The sequence below is a fragment of the Actinocrinis puniceicyclus genome (genome assembly GCF_018283645.1).
GTDB classification, from domain to species: Bacteria; Actinomycetota; Actinomycetes; order Streptomycetales; family Catenulisporaceae; genus Actinocrinis; species Actinocrinis puniceicyclus.
Genome location: NZ_JAGSXH010000002.1, coordinates 55,700 through 77,904 on the forward strand (window position 1 = coordinate 55,700; position 22,205 = coordinate 77,904).

General features: G+C 69.4%; 21 protein-coding genes. 17 read left to right on the top strand and 4 right to left on the bottom strand.

Going from position 1 to position 22,205, the window contains the following annotated elements; all coding sequences use genetic code 11:
• Position 1: 1 nt before the first annotated feature.
• The gene (locus KGA66_RS01020) at positions 2 to 976 is read right to left on the bottom strand and encodes an aldo/keto reductase (protein ID WP_211463443.1); all 975 of its coding nucleotides are present in this window, start codon (positions 974 to 976) and stop codon (positions 2 to 4) included.
• A 168-nt stretch (positions 977 to 1,144) separates the two neighbouring features.
• On the opposite strand from KGA66_RS01020, the gene KGA66_RS01025 reads away from it, so the two are divergent.
• The 8 genes from KGA66_RS01025 to KGA66_RS01060 all read left to right on the top strand — a co-directional run bounded on the left by KGA66_RS01025 (position 1,145) and on the right by KGA66_RS01060 (position 7,325).
• Positions 1,145 to 2,194: an LLM class F420-dependent oxidoreductase gene (locus KGA66_RS01025; protein WP_211463445.1), complete on the top strand. Its 1,050-nt coding sequence runs from the start codon at positions 1,145 to 1,147 to the stop codon at positions 2,192 to 2,194.
• 89 nt (positions 2,195 to 2,283) lie between these two features.
• Positions 2,284 to 2,988 (top strand): MSMEG_4193 family putative phosphomutase, encoded by a 705-nt coding sequence (locus KGA66_RS01030; protein WP_211463447.1) that lies wholly within the window; start codon positions 2,284 to 2,286, stop codon positions 2,986 to 2,988.
• A gap of 184 nt (positions 2,989 to 3,172) precedes the next feature.
• Entirely contained in the window at positions 3,173 to 3,748 is a 576-nt protein-coding gene (locus KGA66_RS01035; protein ID WP_211463449.1) for a DUF3090 family protein, read from the top strand.
• The gene (locus KGA66_RS01040; RefSeq protein ID WP_211463451.1) at positions 3,706 to 4,533 is read left to right on the top strand and encodes an SCO1664 family protein; all 828 of its coding nucleotides are present in this window, start codon (positions 3,706 to 3,708) and stop codon (positions 4,531 to 4,533) included. Before KGA66_RS01035 ends, KGA66_RS01040 begins: the two co-directional genes overlap by 43 nt.
• Positions 4,534 to 4,607: 74 nt before the next feature.
• Entirely contained in the window at positions 4,608 to 5,864 is a 1,257-nt protein-coding gene (mshC, locus tag KGA66_RS01045) for a cysteine--1-D-myo-inosityl 2-amino-2-deoxy-alpha-D-glucopyranoside ligase (protein ID WP_211463453.1), read from the top strand.
• 121 nt (positions 5,865 to 5,985) lie between these two features.
• Positions 5,986 to 6,300 carry a type II toxin-antitoxin system Phd/YefM family antitoxin gene (locus KGA66_RS01050; RefSeq protein ID WP_211463455.1) on the top strand — a complete coding sequence of 105 codons (315 nt, stop codon included), beginning with the start codon at positions 5,986 to 5,988 and terminating at the stop codon, positions 6,298 to 6,300.
• A 2-nt stretch (positions 6,301 to 6,302) separates the two neighbouring features.
• The gene (locus KGA66_RS01055; RefSeq protein WP_211463457.1) at positions 6,303 to 6,725 is read left to right on the top strand and encodes a type II toxin-antitoxin system VapC family toxin; all 423 of its coding nucleotides are present in this window, start codon (positions 6,303 to 6,305) and stop codon (positions 6,723 to 6,725) included.
• A 168-nt stretch (positions 6,726 to 6,893) separates the two neighbouring features.
• Complete coding sequence (locus KGA66_RS01060) at positions 6,894 to 7,325, top strand: hypothetical protein (RefSeq protein ID WP_211463459.1); 432 nt, start codon at positions 6,894 to 6,896, stop codon at positions 7,323 to 7,325.
• Positions 7,326 to 7,406: 81 nt separating this feature from the next.
• Here the strand turns inward: KGA66_RS01060 and KGA66_RS01065 are convergent, their stop codons facing one another.
• Positions 7,407 to 8,375 (bottom strand): PAC2 family protein, encoded by a 969-nt coding sequence (locus KGA66_RS01065; protein ID WP_211463461.1) that lies wholly within the window; start codon positions 8,373 to 8,375, stop codon positions 7,407 to 7,409.
• 219 nt (positions 8,376 to 8,594) lie between these two features.
• Here KGA66_RS01065 and metH point away from each other — a divergent pair, with 219 nt between their 5' ends.
• Together metH and KGA66_RS01075 are read left to right on the top strand one after the other, a co-directional pair.
• Positions 8,595 to 12,104, top strand: coding sequence for a methionine synthase (metH, locus tag KGA66_RS01070; protein WP_211463462.1), 3,510 nt, complete (start codon positions 8,595 to 8,597; stop codon positions 12,102 to 12,104).
• A 104-nt stretch (positions 12,105 to 12,208) separates the two neighbouring features.
• On the top strand, positions 12,209 to 12,862 hold the full coding sequence (locus KGA66_RS01075) for an HAD family hydrolase (protein WP_246506807.1): 654 nt from the start codon (positions 12,209 to 12,211) through the stop codon (positions 12,860 to 12,862).
• A gap of 12 nt (positions 12,863 to 12,874) precedes the next feature.
• On the opposite strand, the gene KGA66_RS01080 is transcribed toward KGA66_RS01075, so the two are convergent.
• Positions 12,875 to 13,888 (bottom strand): RecB family exonuclease, encoded by a 1,014-nt coding sequence (locus KGA66_RS01080; RefSeq protein ID WP_211463463.1) that lies wholly within the window; start codon positions 13,886 to 13,888, stop codon positions 12,875 to 12,877.
• A gap of 79 nt (positions 13,889 to 13,967) precedes the next feature.
• On the opposite strand from KGA66_RS01080, the gene KGA66_RS01085 reads away from it, so the two are divergent.
• Entirely contained in the window at positions 13,968 to 15,185 is a 1,218-nt protein-coding gene (locus KGA66_RS01085) for a site-2 protease family protein (RefSeq protein WP_211463464.1), read from the top strand.
• 99 nt (positions 15,186 to 15,284) lie between these two features.
• Positions 15,285 to 16,250, top strand: coding sequence for a tRNA (adenine-N1)-methyltransferase (locus tag KGA66_RS01090; protein ID WP_211463465.1), 966 nt, complete (start codon positions 15,285 to 15,287; stop codon positions 16,248 to 16,250).
• Positions 16,251 to 16,329: 79 nt separating this feature from the next.
• On the opposite strand, the gene KGA66_RS01095 is transcribed toward KGA66_RS01090, so the two are convergent.
• On the bottom strand, positions 16,330 to 16,611 hold the full coding sequence (locus KGA66_RS01095) for a ferredoxin (RefSeq protein WP_211463466.1): 282 nt from the start codon (positions 16,609 to 16,611) through the stop codon (positions 16,330 to 16,332).
• 424 nt (positions 16,612 to 17,035) lie between these two features.
• Here KGA66_RS01095 and arc point away from each other — a divergent pair, with 424 nt between their 5' ends.
• From arc to prcB, 5 genes are all read left to right on the top strand, one after another.
• Positions 17,036 to 18,826 (top strand): proteasome ATPase, encoded by a 1,791-nt coding sequence (gene arc / locus KGA66_RS01100; protein WP_211463467.1) that lies wholly within the window; start codon positions 17,036 to 17,038, stop codon positions 18,824 to 18,826.
• A gap of 153 nt (positions 18,827 to 18,979) precedes the next feature.
• Complete coding sequence (dop, locus tag KGA66_RS01105; RefSeq protein WP_211463469.1) at positions 18,980 to 20,491, top strand: depupylase/deamidase Dop; 1,512 nt, start codon at positions 18,980 to 18,982, stop codon at positions 20,489 to 20,491.
• 255 nt (positions 20,492 to 20,746) lie between these two features.
• The gene (locus KGA66_RS01110) at positions 20,747 to 20,956 is read left to right on the top strand and encodes a ubiquitin-like protein Pup (RefSeq protein ID WP_369015781.1); all 210 of its coding nucleotides are present in this window, start codon (positions 20,747 to 20,749) and stop codon (positions 20,954 to 20,956) included.
• 70 nt (positions 20,957 to 21,026) lie between these two features.
• Positions 21,027 to 21,287 (top strand): endonuclease domain-containing protein, encoded by a 261-nt coding sequence (locus KGA66_RS31325; RefSeq protein ID WP_211463473.1) that lies wholly within the window; start codon positions 21,027 to 21,029, stop codon positions 21,285 to 21,287.
• A gap of 85 nt (positions 21,288 to 21,372) precedes the next feature.
• The gene (prcB, locus tag KGA66_RS01120) at positions 21,373 to 22,185 is read left to right on the top strand and encodes a proteasome subunit beta (RefSeq protein WP_246506808.1); all 813 of its coding nucleotides are present in this window, start codon (positions 21,373 to 21,375) and stop codon (positions 22,183 to 22,185) included.
• The last annotated feature ends 20 nt before the right edge of the window (positions 22,186 to 22,205 follow it).

The window sequence follows — 22,205 nt, forward strand, 5'->3', positions numbered from 1 at the left end:
CCTACCCTCTGTTCCAACCGTGGTCCGGATAACCGAGCTGTGGCGCCGAGACGTCGTCCAACGCCTCGCGGATCGTCTGAGGCAGCAGCAGTTCCTCAGCCGCGAGCGCGCCGCGCAATTGCGCCGCGGTGCGCGCACCGACGATCGGCGCCGTGACCCCCGGCCGGTCGCGCACCCAGGCCAGCGCCACCTCGACCGGCGCGACCCCGAGCCCGTCCGAGGCCGTGGCGACCGCGTCCGCGATCCGGCGGGCCGGTCCCTCAAGGTACGGCTCGACGAACCCGCCGTAGCGGTCCGAGGCGCCGCGGGAATCCGAGGGGATCCCGGTGCGGTACTTGCCGGTCAGCACGCCCCGCCCGAGCGGCGACCAGGGCAGCAGGCCGATCCCCAGAGCCAGCGCCGCCGGTGCGACCTCCCGCTCCACACCGCGCTGCAGCAGCGAATACTCCATCTGCGCCGAGGCGACCTGCGCCCGTCCGGGAACGGCCCGCTGCCACGAGGCCGCAGCCGCCAACTGCCAACCAGAGTAGTTGGACACTCCGACATACCTCGCCTTGCCCGACGCGACCGCGGCGTCGAGAGCCGAGAGGGTCTCCTCGATCGGAGTGTGATCGTCATACGCGTGCAGCTGCCACAGGTCGACGTAGTCCGTGCCCAGCCGCGTCAAGGAGGCGTCCAGCGCGGAGAGCAGGTGTCCGCGCGAGGCGTCGAAGCGCCGCGGGCTGTGCGGGACCGAGACCGCCTTGGTGGCGATCACGACCTCCGAACGGATGCCTTCCACCAGCCGACCAAGCAGTGCCTCGGACTCGCCGTCCGCGTAGACGTCCGCGGTGTCCACCAGCGTGCCCCCTGCGTCGAGGAAGGTCTTGAGCTGATCGCCCGCGTCCGCCTCGTCGGTGTCCCGGCCCCAGGTCATCGTCCCCAGACCCAGGCGGGAGACACGCAGGCCGGTGCGCCCCAGATGTCGCTGCTCCATAGCTGTGAATGTACTGGCTGGGCCCGCCTCGCCGCTGGCCCCTCACCTGTTCGGCTGTGGACAATCAGGGCTCGTCGCTCGTTCGGGCGATGCCTCCGGCTGGCTCGACGAGCTTGTTACCGGCGGGTAGGGTAAGCGGCGATATCGGTCGTCAGATGCGGAGCGGCGATGAAGCTGGGCGTGAATCTCGGATACTGGGGCGCGGGAAACGACGCCGACAACCTGGCGCTGGCCCGCGAAGCCGACCGGCTCGGCTACGCGGTGTGCTGGACCGCGGAGGCTTACGGCTCCGATGCCGCGACCATCCTCGCCTGGGTCGCCGCGCAGACCGAGCGAATCGACATCGGCTCCGCGGTGTTCCAGATTCCCGCCCGCACCCCCGCGATGACCGCGATGACCGCCGCCACCCTTGACTCACTCTCCGGCGGCCGCTTCCGGCTCGGGCTCGGGGTCTCCGGTCCGCAGGTCTCGGAGGGCTGGCACGGCGTCGCATTCAAGGCACCGCTGGCACGCACCCGCGAGTACGTCGACATCGTGCGTCTCGCCCTGAGCCGCCGGCGGCTTTCCTACGACGGCGAGCACTTCAAGCTCCCGCTGCCCGGCGGTCCCGGCAAGAGTCTCCAGCTGACGGTGCATCCGGTACGCGAACACATCCCGATCTATCTGGCCGCGGTCGGCCCGAAGAACCTGGAGTTGGCCGGACGCATCGCCGACGGCTGGCTCGCGGTGTTCTTCTCCCCGCAGTACGCCGGCGAGCAACTGGCCGCGATCGAAGCAGGCCGCAAGCAGGTCGGTAAGGACCTGCGGGGCTTCGACGTTGTCCCCACGGTCCCCGTCGTGATCGACGATGACATACAACGCGCGGCCGACCAGATCCGGTGGTATGCGGCCCTGTACATCGGCGGAATGGGCAGCCGCGAGCAGAACTTCTACAACCAACTCGCCTGCCGCATGGGTTTCGCACAGCAGGCCGCGCGCGTGCAAGAGCTGTACCTCGCCAAGGAGCACCGTAACGCTGCTGAGGCGGTGCCCTTCGAGTTCATCGACGCCACGAGCCTGCTCGGCCCCCCGGAGCGCATCGCCGCGCGGATGAAGGAATACGCGGCGGCGGGAGTCACCACGCTGAGCCTCTCGCCGTTCGCCGGGGACCTGGACCAGCGCCTGAAGACGCTGCGAGTCTGCTCCGAGGCACTGAGCGCCGCGGATCTCGCCGAGTAAAGCGTCACAACGTCCGCGGGCCGCCGGGCGGCGTCCCCCACCGGCGGCCCGGGTTCGAGCGCACCACTACCGGCGGGTACGTTGGAGCGATGACGACAGTCCTGCTGATCCGACACGGACGCACGACCGCGAACGCCTCCGGGGTGCTGGCCGGCCGGACCCCGGGCATCGACCTGGACGAGCGCGGCCGCACCCAGGCCGAGGCCCTGGCCGCACGCTTGGCAGCCGTACCGCTGGCCGCCGTGGTCAGCAGCCCGCTCGAACGAACCCATCAGACCGCTGAGGCGTTGATCGCCGCGCGGCCGCCGGTTCCGCTGCACCTCGACGAGCAGCTCACCGAGTGCGACTACGGACACTGGTCCGGCCGCGACCTCAAGACCCTCGCCAAGGAACCGCTCTGGAAGACCGTCCAGGCGCACCCGGCCGCGGCCGTCTTCCCCGGGGGCGAAGCGATGGCCGCGATGTCGGCCCGCGCGGTCACCGCGGTCCGGCGATGGAACACGGAACTCGGCGAACACGCCACATATGCTGTCGTCACCCACGGCGACATCATCAAGTCGATCGCCGCAGACGCGCTCGGCATGCACCTGGACCTGTTTCAGCGGCTCCAGGTAGATCCCTGCTCCGTTACCGTCATCCGGTACACCGCAACCCGCCCCTTCATCCTGCGGCTCAACGACACCGGCGGGGACGTGGCCGCACTCATCCCCCCGAAGCGCCGCAGCAGGCGTGCATCCGCGCGCGCCAACGCGGCGGAAAGCGACGCCGCCGTGGGTGGCGGTGCAGGCGCCTGACAGAACCGCGTAGGCTCAGACTCGACGTGAGCGTGTGATCCGAAGCCGTCTGGCGGTACGCGGCATGCCGCGATGCGAGGCCCGGAACACGCTGCATGCGGGGTATGGCGACGCGCGCAAACGCGGCGAGAACGGGATGCGGCTTGTCGCCGCGACAAAGGGCATTGAGAGGGAGGCTGACACCGTGCCGAGGCATCTGTTCGTGTACGACCCGCCGGAACGGTTCGTGGCCGGCACCGTCGGTGAGCCCGGCTCTCGTTCCTTCTTCCTACAGGCCCGTTCCGGGCCGCGGATCACCTCGGTCGGGCTGGAGAAGGAGCAGGTGGCGCTGCTCGCCGAACGCCTGGAGGAACTTCTCGACGAGATCGTGCGGCGCACCGGCGGCAGCACCAGCGTGCCCGCCGCCGTGCCGGCCGACCTCGCCGACAACGACCCGCTGGACCAGCCCATCCTGGAGGAGTTCCGGGTCGGCTCCCTCGCCCTGGCGTGGGATGAGCCGCACGCCCGCATCGTGATCGAGGCAGGCGCGGTCACCGAGGACGAGAACCCGGCTGAGCCGCTGTCCGACGATCAGAGCGCCGAAGCTCCGGATGCGCTGCGCGTCCGGCTCACCGGTGGCCAGGCCCGTGCGTTCGCGGCCAGAGCACAAGCCGTGGTCGCCGCGGGCCGGCCGCCCTGTCCGCTGTGTGAGCTGCCCCTTGATCCCGAAGGACACGTGTGCCCGCGGCAGAACGGCTACCGGCGCCGGACGGCGGCGTGACCGACGCGCTGCGTGAGGGTGAGCTGAAGGTCGATGGCCGCTTGACCGACGCCTCGAACGCCACTCTTTACTGCGTGGCCGTGCTGGGCGAGGGCGACGAGAAGTCGACTGTCACGTGCGTGTACAAGCCGATCGCGGGGGAGAACCCGCTGTGGGACTTCCCCGACGGCACGCTGGCCGCGCGCGAAGTGGCCGCGTATGAGGTCAGCGCCGCGCTCGGCTGGGGGCTCGTGCCGGATACGGTGATGCGCGACGGACCATACGGTCCGGGCATGTGCCAGCGCTGGGTGGACACGGATGACGAGGCGCGACTGCTCGCCGTTCTGCCGGCGCGAGCCCGCGACGGCGACCTCGACGGATGGTGTCCGATCATCACCGTCCAGCTCGACGATGACGAGCAGGGCATACTCGCCCACCGCGACAGCGAGGCGCTACGTCGCGTCGCGCTGTTCGACGCCATCATCAACAACGCCGACCGCAAGGGCGGCCACCTGCTGCCGGGCACGGACGGGCAGGTCTACGCGATCGACCACGGCGTCTCCTTCCACGTCGAGGACAAACTACGCACCCTACTGTGGGGCTTCGCGGGCAGGCCGCTCGGCGAGTCCGAAGCGGCCGACCTGAAGCGAGTACACACCGACCACGCCCTCGCGGGCCGCATAACCGCGCTGCTCAGCGATCAGGAAACCGCAGCCTTCCGCGAGCGCGTCGCAGCTCTTCTCGCGGCCGGTCGGTTCCCCGGCCCGGAGGGGCGGCGTCGGCCGATTCCCTGGCCGCTGGTGTGAAGCGGGCCCGGTGACGGCTCCGCGGGTTGCTGGGCCCTCGCTCTTGATCGCGGCCAGCCCGTAGAGTGGAACGCATGCATGCCTGGCCGACGAACACCCCGCCGACCCTGCCCGGACGTGGCCAACCCCTCCGGCTCTACGACACATCCACCGGCAAGCGGATCGCGACTCCGGCGCATCGCGCAGAGGAGGCCAGCCCGGCGCGCATCTACGTGTGTGGAATCACTCCATACGACGCGACGCACATCGGGCACGCCGCGACGTACACCGCCTTCGATCTGGTGCAGCGTGTCTGGCGCGACGCCGGTCACGAGGTGCAGTACGTGCAGAACGTCACCGATGTCGATGATCCGTTGCTGGAGCGAGCGAACAAGAACGGCGCCGACTGGCAGGTGCTGGCGCTGAGCGAGACCGCGTTGTTCCGCGAGGACATGACCGCGCTGCGCATCCTGCCTCCATATCGGTACATAGGCGCGGTCGAAGCGATTCCGCTCGTAGTCGAACTCGTCGAGCGCCTGTTGGCGTGCGGGGCGGCGTACCGGGTCGACGAGGATGTTTACTTCGACGTGCACAGCGACCCGGGCTTCGGCTCCGTCTCAGGGGTCGACCCCGCGCTGCAGGTGAAGGTGTTCGCGGAACGCGGCGGCGACCCGGACCGGCCCGGGAAGCGCGACCCGCTGGACTGCCTGCTGTGGCTCGCCGCACGCCCGGGAGAGCCCTCCTGGCGCACTTCGCTCGGCGCGGGCCGCCCCGGCTGGCACATCGAATGCGCCGCGATCGCGCTCGAGTACCTCGGCAGCGGCATCGATGTGCAGGGCGGCGGATCCGACCTGGCGTTCCCGCATCACGAGATGGGAGCGGCCGAGGCGCAGGTGGTGACCGGCGAACGCCCTTTCGCCAGGGTTTACGCACACGCCGGCATGGTCGCTCTGCACGGCGAGAAGATGTCCAAGTCCAAGGGCAATCTGGTCTTCGTCTCCAAGCTGCGTGCCGCCGGCCACGAGCCGATGGCGATCCGCCTGGCGATCCTCGCGCACCACTACCGCGAGGACTGGGAGTGGCTCCCCGCCGACCTGGAGGCCGCGCAACGGCGCCTGGCCCGCTGGCGCGCCGCCGTCTCCAGGCCGGACGCCATCCCGGCTGACGCACTGCTCGCGAACCTGCGCGATCGGCTCGCCGACGACCTGGACACCCCGGGCGCACTGACGGCGGTGGACGCCTGGGCCGACTCGGTGCTCGCGGGCGGCGCGGCGACCGAGGCGGAAGCCGACAGCGGGGCCCCCGGCCTGGTCGCGCGTGCGGTGGACGCCCTGCTCGGCGTCGCGCTTTGATCGCCGGGCGCCGTGGGAGCGGTCATATCATCACGGTTAATTGGATCTGCTTGCCCGCGGCGTCGACTTCTGTCTAGTCTGTCTAGGTGGAAGTGTGAACGCCGGGACCGGGAGGTTCGCCATGCCCATCGCGAAACCGGACGCGCACTGGCAGATCCAGGAAGCGAAACAGCGGTTCAGCGAGCTGATCCGGTCCGTCCAGGCGGACGGCCCGCAGTTCGTCACCAAACACGGGGAGGAGATCGCCGTCGTGATCGACATCGAGGAGTACAACCGCCTGCATCATGCCCGAGGACCGAGGCGGACCTTCAAATCCTGGCTGCTGGACGGCCCGACGATCGACGACGAGTTCGTGGAGCTGATCAACGACCGTCCGAAGCATTACGCCTCTGCGCAGGACCTCGACCTCTTCGGGGATCTCGATCCGGAAGAGTGACCGTGTACGTACTCGACACCAACGTACTTTCCGAGGCGAGAAGACCGTCGCCGAATCGGCGCATGCTCGCCTGGCTCGCCTCCGTACCGGACCACCGGTTACACATCAGCGTGATCGTCATCGGCGAGATCCGGCGCGGGATCTTGATGCGCGCCAAGACCAATCCGCACGACGCTCAGCGGCTGGACCTGTGGCTCGACGAACTCATCGACGACTACGCGTTCGGCGACCGACTGCTGCCGGTGACCCTCGAAGACGCCCTGACCTGGGGCCGGATCACGGCGGGCAACAAGCATCTGCCGGAGGCGGACGCGCTGATCGCCGCGCAGGCGCTCTCCCGGGACTGGACCGTCGTGACGCGCAACGCCCGGGACTTCGAGCGCACCGGAGCCCGGCTGCTCAACCCGTTCGAATTCGAAGGCTGACAATCGGTGTTCCCGGCACGGAGCACCGCGGGCCGGCGAGCCGCTCGCCGATCCCGCCGATGATTCTCTCCTGAAAAGCGCTGCCGGTCTTTTCTCGGTATCCTGGCACCTGAGCCGGGCCGCCCCAGCAAGGAGCAGGCCAGTCGTGACGGCGACGGGTGGGATCGGATGGCCATCTTCCGGGCATATGCCAAGGTGCTGGAGCCCGATGACCCGGCGATGCGGATCTACGAAGCAGGCCTGCGCACCTGCCCTGGGCCACCGGGAGTCCTTCTCGCCGACGTGCTGCTGCGGACCGGCGGCGTCTACGAGACGATGGCCGCGCTGTCGCCGAGGTTACGCGATGACATCCGCGAGGTCGCTGAACTGACGTCGGACTCGCACCTGCTCGCGATCGCGGATCTGACCGAGGTGCCCGTGTCCCTCGGTCACCTGCGCGGCCTGGACCCGCGTACGCGCATCGTCATGAGAACAGAGCTCTGCTATGAGGGCGACGAGGGCGTACGGGTGAGCAGGCCCAGACGGCGCCGGCCGGCCGTGGCTACGATCATGCCGGACGGTACGGTCGTCGCCGGGGACGCGTTTCCGCATCATCGGTGACGTCGTGACGAGCCGGGCTCACCGCCCAGCGATCCGGCTGGTGGCCGGTCCACGCCCATGGCCCGAGCCCAGAGTCCGGTGTTACGCCGGGCCGTCCTCCGCGGAACCGCCCCGTCGGCGCCGCTCGTGCCGACGCAGATACCGCTCGAACTCACGGGCGATCGCCTCCCCGCTGGCCTCGGGAAGCTCAGCGGTGTCCTTGGCTTCTTCCAGGGTGCGGACGTACTCGGCGACCTCCGAGTCCTCCGCCGCCAGTTCGTCCACCCCGCTCTCCCAGGCGCGCGCCTCCTCGGGCAGATCGCCCAGCGGGATCGTCAGATCCAGCACGTCCTCGATGCGCCGGATCAGCGCCAAAGTCGCCTTCGGGCACGGGGCCTGCGCCACGTAGTGCGGAACCGCCGCCCAGAAGGAGACCAGGTCGATCTCCTCCTGCCGGGCCATCTCCTGCATGACCCCGTTGATCCCGGTCGGGCCCTGCAGGGTCGGCTTGTCCAGCCCGTGCGCGCCCTGGAGTTCGTCGTTGTTCGACGAGCCGCTCACCGGCACCGGCCGGGTGTGCGGCACGTCCGCCAGCAGAGCGCCCAGCGTCACGATCGTGCGCACGCCCAGGTCGCGGGCGAGGTCGAACAGTTCCTCGCAGAAGGAGCGCCACCGCATGTTCGGCTCGATGCCGTGCACCAGGACGACGTCGCGCAAGCCCGTCGTCTCGCCCGCCTCGTCGTTCTGCTGGACGCCGGCCGGATCCGGCGCGTGCGGCTCCGGCTGCGCCGACTCCGCCTGGGCGCTGGCGATGCGCACCCGGGCCACCGAGAACCGGGTGGTCGGCCAGACGATCTCCCGCTCGCCGTCGTCGTCCAGGGCCAGCACGGGGCGGTTTACCTGGAAGTCGTAGTACTCCTCGGCGTCCATCGCGCCGAACAGGTCCGCATCCAGGACCTCGGCCAGATGCCGGACCGCGTTGGACGCGGCGTCCGCGGCGTCGTTCCACCCCTCGAACGCCGCGACCATCACCGGGTCGACCAGCTCGGGCAGCTCCTCGAGCTCGATCACCCGCGCCTCCTCGTCCTTCTCGGCCCTGCGCGACGCACGCCCAAGGCAGCAGCAGTACACGATCTCATACACAAAACACACTGCCAGGCGTTACGCCGCCACGGCGCGCGCCGCTCTCAGCCTACGCCCGTGAGACGCTTCGCCGCTGAGCGCGCGCTCGCCGCTACCCTTGATGAGCTAAGCACGGGGGGGGTTTCCCAGGCACGGAAAGGACTGCCCATGGTTTCCACCGCAGCGCAACTGCGCCGCGCGTTGGCCGAGCGCGTCGTCGTGGCCGACGGGGCGATGGGCACGATGCTGCACGCCCAGAACCCCACCCTCGACGACTACGAAGGCCTGGAGGGTTGCAACGAGGTCCTGAACGCCACGCGGCCGGACATCGTCCGCTCCGTACACGACGCCTACTTCGCCGTCGGCGTGGACTGCGTGGAAACCAACACCTTCGGCGTGAACCTGACCGCGCTCGGAGAGTACGACATTGCGCACCGGATCTACGAACTGTCCGAAACCGGCGCGCGCCTGGCCCGCGAAGTCGCCGACGGTTACAGCACCCCGGACCGCCCGCGCTGGGTGATCGGCTCGATCGGACCCGGCACCAAACTGCCCAGCCTCGGACACATCTCCTACTCGGCTGTACGCGACGGGTACGAGCAGGAGGCCGCGGGCCTGATCGCCGGCGGCGCGCACGCCCTGCTCATCGAGACCAGCCAAGACCTGCTGCAGACCAAGGCCGCGATCATCGGCGCTCGCCGCGCGCTCAAAGCAGCCGGAACCGACCTGCCGATCTTCGCGCAGGTCACGGTCGAGACCACCGGCACCATGCTGCTCGGCAGCGAGATCGGCGCCGCGCTGACCAGTCTTGAATCGCTCGGCGTCGAGCTGATCGGGCTCAACTGCGCCACCGGGCCGGCCGAAATGAGCGAACACCTGCGCTATCTGGCCAAGCAGGCGCATATCGGCCTTTCCTGCATGCCCAACGCGGGCCTGCCGATCCTGACCAAGGACGGCTCGGCCTATCCGCTCAGCCCGTCCGAGTTGGCCGACGCGCACGAGACTTTCACACGCGAATACGGGCTCTCCCTCGTCGGCGGCTGCTGCGGCACCACCCCCGAGCACCTTCGCCACGTCGTCGAGCGGGTTCGCGGACGCGAACTGGCCCGCCGCGCGCCCAAGCCCGAGCCCGGCGCCTCCTCGCTCTACCAGAGCGTCCCCTTCCGGCAGGACACCTCCTACCTGGCGATCGGCGAGCGCACCAACGCCAACGGCTCCAAGGCGTTCCGCGAGGCGCTGCTGGCCGAGGACTGGAACGCCTGCGTCGAGATCGCCCGGGCACAGATCCGCGACGGCGCCCACATGCTCGACCTGTGCGTCGACTACGTCGGCCGCGACGGGGTCGCCGACATGCGGGAGGTCGCCGGGCGGATGGCCACCGCATCCACCCTGCCGATCGTCCTGGACTCCACCGAGCCCGCGGTGCTGCGCGCCGGGCTGGAACTGCTCGGCGGCCGCAGCGTGGTCAACTCCGTCAACTATGAGGACGGCGACGGCCCCGACTCGCGTTTCGCCCGCATCGCCGCCCTGGCGGCCGAGCACGGCGCCGGGGTCGTCGCGCTGACCATCGACGAACAGGGCCAGGCGCGCACCGCCGAGCACAAGGTGGCCATCGCCGAGCGGCTGATCGCCGACCTCACCGGGAACTGGGGGATCCCCGAGTCCGCCATCCTGGTCGACTGCCTCACCTTCACCATCGCCACCGGCCAGGAGGAGTCCCGCCGCGACGGCCTGGAGACCATCGGGGCGATCCGCGAACTCAAGCGCCGGCACCCGGACGTGCAGACCACCCTCGGCCTGTCCAACATCTCCTTCGGCCTCAACCCCGCCGCCCGGCAGGTGCTCAACTCGGTCTTCCTGCACGAGTGCGTCGAAGCCGGCCTCGACTCGGCCATCGTGCACGCCTCCAAGATCCTGCCGATCTCCCGCATCCCGCAGGAGCAACTGCAGGTCGCCCTCGACCTGGTCTACGACCGGCGGCGCCCGGAAACCGCGGACGAGCCCGGCTACGACCCGCTCGGCCGCTTCCTCGATCTGTTCGAGGGGGTCTCGGCGGCCTCGGCGAAGGCCACCCGCGCGCAGGAACTGGCCGCGCTGCCGCTGGAGGAGCGGCTTCAGCGGCGCATCATCGACGGTGAACGCAACGGGCTCGAAGCGGACCTCGACGAGGCGTTGACCGTCCGCCCGGCCATCGCGATCGTCAACGAGGTGCTGCTCGAAGGCATGAAGACCGTAGGCGAACTGTTCGGTTCCGGGCAGATGCAGCTGCCGTTCGTGCTCCAGTCCGCCGAAGTCATGAAGACCGCCGTGGCGCACCTCGAACCGCACATGGAGAAGACGGACTCCTCGGGCAAGGCCACCATCGTGCTGGCCACGGTCAAGGGCGACGTGCACGACATCGGCAAGAACCTGGTCGACATCATCCTGACCAACAACGGCTACACCGTCGTCAACCTCGGCATCAAGCAGCCGGTCTCCGCGATCCTGCAGGCCGCCGAGGAGCACGCCGCGGACGCGATCGGCATGTCCGGCCTGCTGGTGAAGTCCACCGTGGTGATGAAGGAGAACCTGCAGGAGATGAACCAGCGCGGCGTGGCCGCGCGCTGGCCGGTGCTGCTCGGCGGCGCCGCCCTCACCCGCGCCTACGTCGAGCAGGACCTCGCCGAGATCTACGAGGGCGAGGTGCGTTACGCCCGCGACGCCTTCGAGGGGCTGCGGCTCATGGACGCCGTCGCCGCGGTCAAGACCGGAGCCCCCGGCGCGGCCCTGCCCGAGCTGCGCAAGCGCCGGGTTGCGCAGCGGGCCTCGGCCGTGCTCGCAGAGCCGGACGAAATGCCCGCGCGCTCGGACGTGGCCACCGACAACCCGCTCCCCACCCCGCCGTTCTGGGGTACCCGCGTGGTCAAGGGCATCCAGCTGGCCGACTACGCCTCCTGGCTCGACGAGCGCGCCACCTTCCTCGGCCAGTGGGGTCTGCGCGGCAGCCGCGGACCCGAGGACGGCCCCTCGTACGATGAGCTCGTGGAAACGGAGGGCCGGCCGCGGCTGCGCATGTGGCTCGACCGGCTGCACACCGACAACCTGCTCGAAGCGGCCGTCGTCTACGGCTACTTCCCCGCGGTCTCCAAGGGCGACGACCTGATCATCCTGGACGAGGGCGGCAACGAACGCACCCGGTTCACCTTCCCGAGGCAGCGGCGCGACCGGCACCTGTGCCTCGCAGACTTCTTCCGCCCGAGCGACAGCGTCGACGTGCAGGGCGGCCAGAGCGATGTGGTGGCCTTCCAACTGGTCACCGTCGGCTCCCGGATCGCCGAGGAGACCGCGAAACTCTTTGCGGCCAACGCCTACCGCGATTACCTCGAACTGCACGGCCTTTCCGTCCAGCTGACGGAGGCGCTGGCCGAGTACTGGCACGCGCGGGTGCGCGCCGAACTCGGCTTCTCGGGACAGGACCCGGCCACCATCGACGGGATGCTCAAGCTCGAATACCGCGGCGCGCGTTTCTCCCTCGGCTACGGGGCCTGCCCCAACCTGGAGGACCGCGCGAAGATCGTCGAGCTGCTCGATCCCGCCCGGATCGGCGTCACACTCTCCGAGGAGTACCAGCTGCACCCCGAGCAGGCCACCGACGCCATCGTGGTGCACCACCCCGAGGCGAAGTACTTCAACACCTGATCCCGCAGCGAGAACGGGTGCGGTCGGGGCGCCGCGCGCAGAACGCCGCGCGCGGAACGCCGCGCCCCGACCGAGCGCGGCGCGACCGACCGGAAAGCAGAACCTTGCCCACACCGCCCGAGGCAGTGCTGTTCGACATGGACGGCACCCTGATCGACTCAGAGCCGCTGTGGTTCGACACCGAGATGTCCATCCTCGCCGACCACGGCTTCCTGCTCGGCCGGGAGCACTGGGTCAACGTGCTCGGCAAGCCCAACGATGTGGCCGTCCGGTACCTGCTGGACATCAGTGGCATCGCGCTGACCCCCGAACAGTTGAACCAGCGCATCGAGGACGCCATGGTCGCGCGCCTGAGCGAAGGGATCGAGCTGGTCCCGGGCGCGAAGGAGCTGTTCATCGAGCTCGAGGCGGCCGGCGTCCCCACCGCGCTGGTCACGGCCTCCTCGCGGCGCATCGTCGAGGCGAGCCTCGGCTCGATCGGTGCGGACCGCTTCCGGCTGACCATCTCGGGCGACGACGTCACGAACGGCAAGCCGCACCCGGAGCCCTACCTGGCCGCCGCGCGCGAACTCGGCGTGCATCCGACCCGCTGCGTCGTGATCGAGGACTCGCCCAACGGATCGCGCTCGGCGACCGCCGCCGGCTGCCGGGTCCTGGTGGTTCCGCACGCGGCGCCGATCGAGCCGCACCCGCTGATCTCAGTGGCCGGCTCGCTCGCCGAGGTCGGCATCGACCGGCTGCGCGGCCTGTTCGCCTGATGACGGGCCCGGTCACGAAGCCGGAGTGAACTCCACGACCGGCGCGGGCGGCACCTGGCCGCCGTGCGCCGGGCACCCGGCCTTGAACGAGCACCAGTCGCACAGTCGCGACGGACTGGCGGGCCACTCGCGCCGCTGCGCCGCCGCGCGGATCGCCGCCCACACCGCGGTGATCTTCTGTTCCATGCCGCGCAGATCCTGCTCGTCCGGATCGTAGGTGAGGACGTCGCCGCTGCCGAGGAAGATCAACTGGAGCCGCTTGGGCACCACGTCGCGCAACTTCCACAGCACCAGGGCGTAGAACTTCATCTGGAACAGGTTCTTGGCCTCGTAGGCCGCCGACGGGGCCTTGCCTGTCTTGTAGTCCACCACGCGCAGCAGTCCGTTCGGCGCGACGTCCAGCCGATCCACCACGCCGTGCAGGACGAAGCGCTCGTCCCCCTCGCCGACCACGGCCCGCACGAACCACTCCCGCCGGGCCGGTTCGAGCCGGTTCGGATCCTCCAGGGTGAAATAGCGCCCGAGCAGAGACTTCGCCGTGGCCAGCCAGTCCGCCAGGTCCTCAGGCGCGCCGAACAGCTGCCCCAACCGCGGATCCTTCACCAGCAGCCGGTCCCATTCCGGCTGCAACAGCGCCGCGGCCTCGTCCGGTGTGCGCCCGCCGGCCGGCAGGTCGAACAGCCGGTCCAGCACCGCGTGCACGAGGGTTCCACGCGCCGCGGCGGCGTTCGGCGGCTCCGGCGACTTGTCCACCACGCGCAGCCGGTACAGCAGCGGACACTGCATGAAATCCCCGGCCCGGGAGGGCGAGAGCGCCGAAGGCAGGCGCACCGGGACATCCACATCGAACAGCGTGCCGGATTCGGTCCCGCCACAGCCGGGTGACTTGATGACCGCCGGAGCTTCGGCTGCGACTGCCGCCGGTGCGCCGCCGCGCTGCGCGTCACCCCTTGCCGCCGTGGCGGACTCCGCCGCCGGGCCGCGCTCCGCCGCCGGGTCGTCCTCCGCCGTCACTGTGCCCTCCATGCCGGGAACACTAGCTCAGGGCACCGACAATCCCTGCCCGCCACAGCCCGCGCCGCCATATCCACGTAGCATCGCCTACGTGAGCGACACGAATCCGAACGAGGGCGATTCCAGCGGCAACCCGGAGCAGACCCCGCCGCCCGGCGCCGGAAGGCCCTCGGGCGGCGGTCTGGCCATGGGCCGCCCCTTCGGTATTCCGATCGTCGTCTCCCCGACCTGGTTTCTGATCGCGGCCTTCATCACCTTCTACTTCGGTGAGCAGTTCAAGAACACCAGGCTCGGCGACCGCGTGGGGGAGGGCCGCTACCTGGTCGCGTTCGGCTTCGCCGTGCTGCTCTACCTGTCCGTGCTGCTGCACGAGCTGGCGCACTCGGTCGTGGCCAAGCACTTCGGTCTGCCGGTGCGCCGCATCGTGATCTACTTCCTGGGCGGGGTCTCCGAGATCGAGCGGGAACCCGAGTCGCCCGGCCAGGAGTTCGCGGTCGCGATCGCGGGTCCCGCGCTCTCCTTCACGCTCGCCGGCGCCTTCTGGGGCATCTGGGAGGCTCTGCCGTCCACCTCGGACGACACTCCCACCGCGCTGATGGTGGTCATCTACCTCGTTTCCGCGGTGTGGACTGCGAACCTGGTGGTCGGCGTGTTCAACATGCTGCCCGGACTGCCGCTGGACGGCGGCCGGGTGCTGCGCTCCGCGGTCTGGGCGGTGACCAAGAAGCCCATGAACGGCACCGTCGCCGCGGCCTGGGCCGGCCGGGGCCTTGCGGTCTTCGTCCTGCTCTTCTCCATCTGGCAGGGCCGGGGCCAGTCCGGAACCGGCGCCGACCTGTACACGATCATGTGGGCCGCGTTCATCGCCTCCTTCATCTGGATCGGCGCGAGCCAGTCGCTCACCGTCGCGCGGCTGCGCGACCGCATCCCGCGGCTCCAGGTGCGCGCCCTCACCCGCCGGGCCATCCCGGTGAACGCGGACATGCCGCTGGCCGAGGCGCTGCGCCGGGCGGCAGCCGCCGGTGCCCGCGCGGTCATCGTGGTGGATCACGCGGGCAAACCCACCGCGATCGTGCACGAAGCCTCGGTGACCGCGACGCCGCCGGAGCGGCATCCCTGGGTCCAAGTCGGGGCGCTCTCCAGGGCGCTGCGCCCCGGGATGACGCTGACCACGGACCTGTCCGGCGAGCGGCTTCTGGCCGCGCTGCGCGCCGCGCCCGCGCCTGAGTACCTCGTCACCGAGCCCGGCGGGTCGATCTACGGCGTGCTGGCCGCAGCCGACGTCGAGCACGCCTTTCTCAACGGCTGAGCCTGAACCGTTCGGCCGTCGCTGTGCGGTACCTCCGGCACGGCACCTACAGTCATATCCGTGCCTTGACGTCGATGTCCCGCGGGTAGACTCCCGCCCGTGAGTGAAACCCCCAGCGCACCGCACGGAGCCGAGCACCGCCGCGGCCCCTTCAAGCCCGGCGACCTCGTTCAACTGACCGACACCAAGGGCCGGCACCACACCTTCCCGCTCCAGCCGGGCAGGCAGTTTCACACTCACAAGGGCTCCGTCGACCACGATGCCCTCATCGGAGCGGTTGAAGGCGTCCTGGTGCGGTCCAGCGGCGGTATGGACTACCTAGCCCTGCGGCCACTGCTGGCCGATTACGTGCTGTCGATGCCCCGCGGCGCAGCCGTCGTCTATCCCAAGGACGCCGCACAGATCGTGTCCATGGCCGACATATACCCGGGCGCGCGGGTCCTGGAAGCCGGGGTCGGCTCCGGCGCTCTGACCTGCACGCTCCTGCGTGCGGTAGGCGACAGCGGTGCGGTGTACTCCTACGAGCGGCGCGAGGACTTCGCGATGATCGCCGCGAAGAACGTGCGCACCTTCTTCGGCGGGGAACACCCGGCCTGGACCCTCTGCGTCGGCGACCTGGTCTCGGCGATCCGGCCTCAGGAGGTGGACCGCGTGGTGCTCGACATGCTCGCACCGTGGGAGTGCATCGACTCGGTCGCCAAGGTGCTCGTGCCCGGAGGCGCGCTGATCTGCTACGTCGCGACGACGACGCAGCTGTCGCGGACGGTTGAGACCCTTCGGGACCATGGCCGCTTCGCGGAACCGGCCGCGACCGAGACCCTGTTGCGCACCTGGCACGTCGAGGGTCTCGCGGTCCGTCCCGACCACCGCATGGTCGGGCACACCGGTTTCCTGGTCACCGCCCGGCGTATAGCCGACGGCGTGGACCTGCCACCGCGCCGGCGTCGGCCCGCGAAAGGCGCGGACGGAGAAGACACCTGGGCGCCGGACGCTCCAGGCGACGACCGCGAGGCGCAGTCCGCCGCGCGGGAGGCCCGCCTCGCCCGCCGTGGCGAGCTGCCCTAGACACAGCGTTGGGGAACGTGTCCGGGCCTCGGCTTACCGCCGCCTTCGGCCACGTTCCCAAGGCTGCCTAGAAGGGCGGTTACTCCGCGTCCGGGCCGGCGACCATCTTCCCGTCACCGGCCCGGCGCACGTGAATGCAGTCGCCCGGGCATTCCTTCGCCGAATCGATCACATTCAGTACCAGGTCGCCCGGAACGGGAACTCTGGACCCCGGCGCGCTCTGCAACTCGCCCGCGCCGTCTTTCACGTACGCGAGCCCGTCGATGTCGAGTTCGAACACATCGGCGGCGTATTGGGCGCACAGGCCGTCGCCGGTGCACAGGTCCTGGTCGATCCAAACCTCAAGCTCTTCGCCGCTCATCCGGAACGCCAACCATCCCATCCGCGTTGTGGTCACCAACGACCCTAACAAGTCGAACCCGGACGGCGTCGCGCGCGTGTCCCGTACGCCGGGACGCCGCTCCGGAAGCACCGCCCGGACAAATAAGCATGGACACACGACGAACGGGGGAGTAATGATCGAGTCCCGCAACCGATCACGCCCGCCGGAAGGCAGGCGCACTGATCCGAACGGGTGCCCGCCATGTCACATGAACGAGCACTGAAGGGGGAATCGTGTTGATGGCAGTGTTGCCGGCTCAACGGGGGACGACCGAGGTGGCGACCCGGCCACGAGGAGTCCCCGGAACCGCCGAAACCCGAGCTGTGAGCGAGTCTTCAGTTTGGGCCGGGCGTACTCCAGGTAGGGTCGTAACGTCGCAACACTCCGCGAGGAGGTGAGGACCGTGCCAGCCCACGAAGACGACAAGCCGTTGCGCAATCCCGGTTCCCGGTCTGGTCGCGGCGGACCGATGGGTTCCGATCCCGATCCGATGGCCCAGGTCGCGTACCTCGAACAGGAGATCGCCGTGCTGCGGCGGCGCCTGGCCGAGGTGCCCAGGGGCGGCCGCGCGCTCGAAGAGCGCGTCGGCGAGCTCCAAGCCACGGTCGCCGGACTGACCGCACAGAACGAGCGTCTCGTCGCGACCCTCCGCGACGCGCGCGACCAGATCGTCGCGCTCAAGGAGGAGATCGACAGGCTCGCTCAGCCTCCCTCCGGTTTCGGCGTGTTCCTGCAGGCCAACGAGGACGGCACCGCCGACATCTTCACCGGCGGACGCAAGCTTCGGGTCACCGTGACGCCGAACATCGAGCTGGCCGAGCTGCGTCCCGGCCAGGAGGTCATGCTCAACGAGGCCCTGAACATCGTGGCCGGCTTCGGCTACGAACGGGTCGGCGAGATCGTGATGCTCAAGGAGTTGCTTGAGGACGGCGAGCGGGCGCTGGTGATCGGCCACACCGACGAGGAGCGCGTGGTGCGCCTCGCCGAGCCGCTGCTGGACTCGGTCATCCGGGCCGGCGATGCCCTGCTGCTCGAACCGCGCTCCGGCTACGTCTACGAGCGGGTGCCGAAGTCCGAGGTCGAGGAGCTGGTGCTCGAAGAGGTCCCGGACATCGACTACCACGACATCGGCGGGCTGAGCGGCCAGATCGAGCAGATCCGCGACGCGGTGGAACTGCCGTACCTGCACGCGGACCTCTTCCGCGAGCACGAGTTGCGCCCGCCCAAGGGCGTGCTGCTCTACGGCCCTCCCGGCTGCGGCAAGACCCTCATCGCCAAGGCGGTGGCCAATTCGCTGGCCAAGAAGGTCGCCGAGATCAACGGCAAGGACAAGGGCAAGAGCTACTTCCTGAACATCAAGGGCCCCGAACTGCTCAACAAGTACGTCGGCGAGACCGAGCGGCACATCCGCCTGGTCTTCCAGCGGGCGCGCGAGAAGGCCAGCGAGGGCACCCCGGTCATCGTCTTCTTCGACGAGATGGACTCGCTCTTCCGCACCCGCGGCTCCGGCGTGTCCTCCGACGTGGAGAACACCATCGTGCCGCAGTTGCTCTCGGAGATCGACGGCGTCGAGGGCCTGGAGAACGTCATCGTCATCGGCGCGTCGAACCGCGAGGACATGATCGACCCGGCGATCCTGCGGCCCGGCCGGCTGGACGTCAAGATCAAGATCGAGCGGCCGGACGCCGAGGCGGCCAAGGACATCTTCTCCAAGTACGTCACCACGACCCTTCCGCTGCACCCGGACGACATCAAGGAGCACGGCGGCGACGAGAGCGCCTGCGTCTCCGCGATGATCCAGAGCACCGTGGAGCGGATGTACTCGGAGACCGACGAGAACCGCTTCCTGGAGGTCACTTACGCCAACGGCGACAAGGAGGTCCTCTACTTCAAGGACTTCAACTCCGGCGCGATGATCCAGAACATCGTGGACCGGGCGAAGAAGTCCGCGATCAAGGACTTCCTGGACCACGGGCAGAAGGGCCTGCGGGTCTCCCACCTGCTGGGCGCCTGCGTGGACGAGTTCAAGGAGAACGAGGACCTGCCCAACACCACCAACCCGGACGACTGGGCCCGCATCTCCGGCAAGAAGGGCGAGCGGATCGTGTTCATCCGCACCCTGGTGTCCGGGAAGAAGGGCGCTGAGACGGGTCGCTCGATCGATACCGTCAGCAACACCGGGCAGTACCTCTGAGCACGTGGCCGGCGCATCCATAGCCCCAACCGCGCCGCGTGTCGCATCCGTCTCCGGCGTGGGACGCCCGCGTCCCACGCCGGGTTCGACCAAGGGAGAACTCGTGCCCGTACTCGGTCCCGATCGTCGGCGCGGCGGCATAGGCTTGTCGTCATGAGCGTACAGCGCGTGATGGGCAGCGAGACGGAGTACGGGATCTCGGTACCGGGACACCCGAACGCCAACGCGATGCTCACCTCCTCCCAGATCGTCAACGCCTACGCGACCGCGATGCACCGGGCCCGCCGGGCGCGCTGGGACTTCGAGGAGGAGAACCCGCTGCGCGACGCCCGGGGCTTCGACCTGGCCCGCGAGCTGGCCGACGCCAGCCAGTTGACCGACGAGGATTCCGGCCTGGCCAACGTGATCCTGACCAACGGCGCCCGCCTCTACGTGGACCACGCACATCCCGAGTACTCGACGCCGGAGGTCACCAATCCGCGGGACGCGGTGATCTGGGACAAGGCCGGGGAGTGGATCATGGCCGAGGCGGCGCGGCACGCGGCCACCGTGCCCGGTTCGCTGCCGATCAACCTGTACAAGAACAACACGGACAACAAGGGCGCCTCCTACGGCTCCCACGAGAACTACCTGATGGCCCGCACCACGCCGTTCGCGGACATCGTGCGGCACCTGACGCCCTTCTTCGTCAGCCGGCAGGTGGTCGCGGGGGCCGGGCGCGTCGGCCTCGGCCAGGACGGGCGCGCCAACGGGTTCCAGATCTCTCAGCGCGCCGACTACTTCGAGGTCGAGGTCGGGCTGGAGACCACCCTCAAGCGCCCGATCATCAACACCCGCGACGAGCCGCACGCGGACCCGGAGCGCTACCGCCGACTTCACGTGATCATCGGCGACGCGAACCTGTCCGAGATCTCGATGTACCTGAAGATGGGCACCACCAGCCTGGTGCTGGCCATGATCGAGGACCGGTTCGTCTCGGTCGACTTCTCGGTGGACCAGCCGGTCAGGACGCTGCACCAGATCAGCCACGATCCGAGCCTCAAGCAGTTGGTGACGCTGCGCTCGGGCCGGAAACTGACGGCGGTCCAACTGCAGATGGAGTACTTCGAGCAGGCGCGCAAGTACGTCGAGGACAAGTACGGCGCGGACGTCGACGAGATCACCAAGGACGTGCTGGAGCGCTGGGAGTCCGTGCTCAGCCGGCTGGAGAGCGACCCGATGTCGCTGAACCGGGAGCTGGACTGGGTCGCCAAGCTGGAGATCCTGGAGGGCTACCGCAAGCGCGACGGGATCGACTGGGACAACGCGCGGCTGCACCTGGTCGACCTCCAGTACGCGGACGTGCGCCCGGCCAAGGGCCTGTACCAGCGGCTGGCGGCGCGCGGCCGCTTCGAGCGCATCACCACGGACGAGGAGATCCGCCGGGCCGTGGACCAGCCTCCGGTGGACACCCGGGCCTATTTCCGGGGCCGCTGCCTGGACAAGTACGCGGACTCGGTGGCGGCGGCGTCCTGGGACTCGGTGATCTTCGACCTGCCGGACCGCGAGTCCCTGCAGCGCGTGCCGACGCTCGATCCGCTGCGCGGGACCAAGCAGCACGTCGAGACTCTGATCGACCGCTGCCGCACAGCCTCGGACCTGGTGCGCGAGATCACCGGAAGTTAGACGGTGTTCTCGCCGGCATTCCCGGACACGGCCGAGTTCGCCCACAGCGTCCGAACGTGTGAACCGTTCAGGCATGGGGAAGCTGTGATCAAAGGCCCAGGGTCGGCCCGCCGCGGCATCGCAAATTCGCCTCCGCATGTCGGTGCTGCGGCGTAGTGTCTGATCATGGCCTCCGGTCCCTTCGTACGGCCCGGAAGCGTCGCACAACCCGGCACGAGCGTGTCTCAATGAGCAGAAGAAATGCGGGTGATCACCGTGGCGGCCAAGGACAGCGGCGGGCAGGAGCGCGCCTCCAAGCAGAGCGAGCAGGTCGACGATGAACTCGTCGACGAGACCGGCGACTTGAAGGAGCGTCACGCGAAGCTCTCCGAGGACGTCGACGACGTCCTGGACGAGATCGACGAGGTCCTGGAGACGGACGCGGAGAGCTTCGTCCGCTCGTTCGTGCAGAAGGGCGGTCAATGACCTGCGGTTCGGTCATCGCCGCCGGCGATCACGACGCGGATGAGGCCGGCATGACGCAACTCGCGGACTGGTGAGGATCGGCGGCGGCCTTGGCGGGTGCGCGCGGATTCCACGTGCGCCGACGTCACGCGCCCGGGCCAAAGCTTTCGCGGCGCTGCTCGCCGAGCAGGACGGCAAACGCCTGATCCGCGAGCGGCCCGGTCCGGAACACGCCGACCGCGACCACCGGGCGGGTAAGGTACGAGGCATCCTGCGCTTCAGCTGTGACCAAGGGCTCGGCAACTTCCGGGACGACATACGCAGTCTGATCCGCGCGGTCAACTATTTCTGAGAGGGAGCTCGTGGAAGGCCAAGGGGCAGGGCGGTTTCCAGGACGGGCGGCCGGGATCGGCGGCGGCCTGATGGGTGGCGCCTTCATGCAATCCGGTACGTCCTCGTTCACCGAGTTCCTCGCGGCGTACAACCCCGAGTATCTGCCGGGTCGCCGGATGGCCGCGCTCGGTGCGCCGGGCGGCGCGGTGCCTCTCGACGTGCCGCACGGCACCACCATCGTGGCGCTCACCTTCCCCGGCGGGGTGCTGATGGCCGGTGACCGGCGCGCGACCGCGGGGAACATGATCGCGCAGCGGGACATCGAGAAGGTCTTCCCCGCGGACGAGTACTCCGTCGTCGGCATCGCGGGCACGGCCGGCATCGCGGTCGAGATGGTCAAGCTCTTCCAGGTCGAGCTGGAGCACTACGAGAAGATCGAGGGCGTGGAGCTGTCCCTGGACGGCAAGGCCAACCGGCTGGCCACCATGATCCGCGGGAACCTGGGCCTGGCCATGCAGGGCCTGGCGGTGGTGCCGCTGTTCGCCGGGTACGACCTTGAGACCGGCGAGAGCCGGATCTTCAGCTACGACCCGGTGGGCGGACAGTACCCGGAGCACGGCTTCCACTCGGTGGGCTCGGGTTCGGTCTTCGCCCGCGGCGCGCTCAAGAAGCTCTACCGCTCCGACCTGGACGTCCGAGGAGCGGCCACGGCGGCCATTCAGGCGCTCTACGACGCGGCCGACGACGATTCGGCCACCGGCGGTCCGGACATGACCCGCCGCATCTACCCGGTGATCGCCGCGGTGACCGAGGAGGGCTACCGCCGGCTGCCCGAGGACGAGGTCTCCGAACTGGTTCACGAGGTCGTCGACGCGAGGCACCGCCAGCCCGACGGACCGCAGGCCCCGCTGCGCTAGCGCGGCCGCCTCCCGCCCTC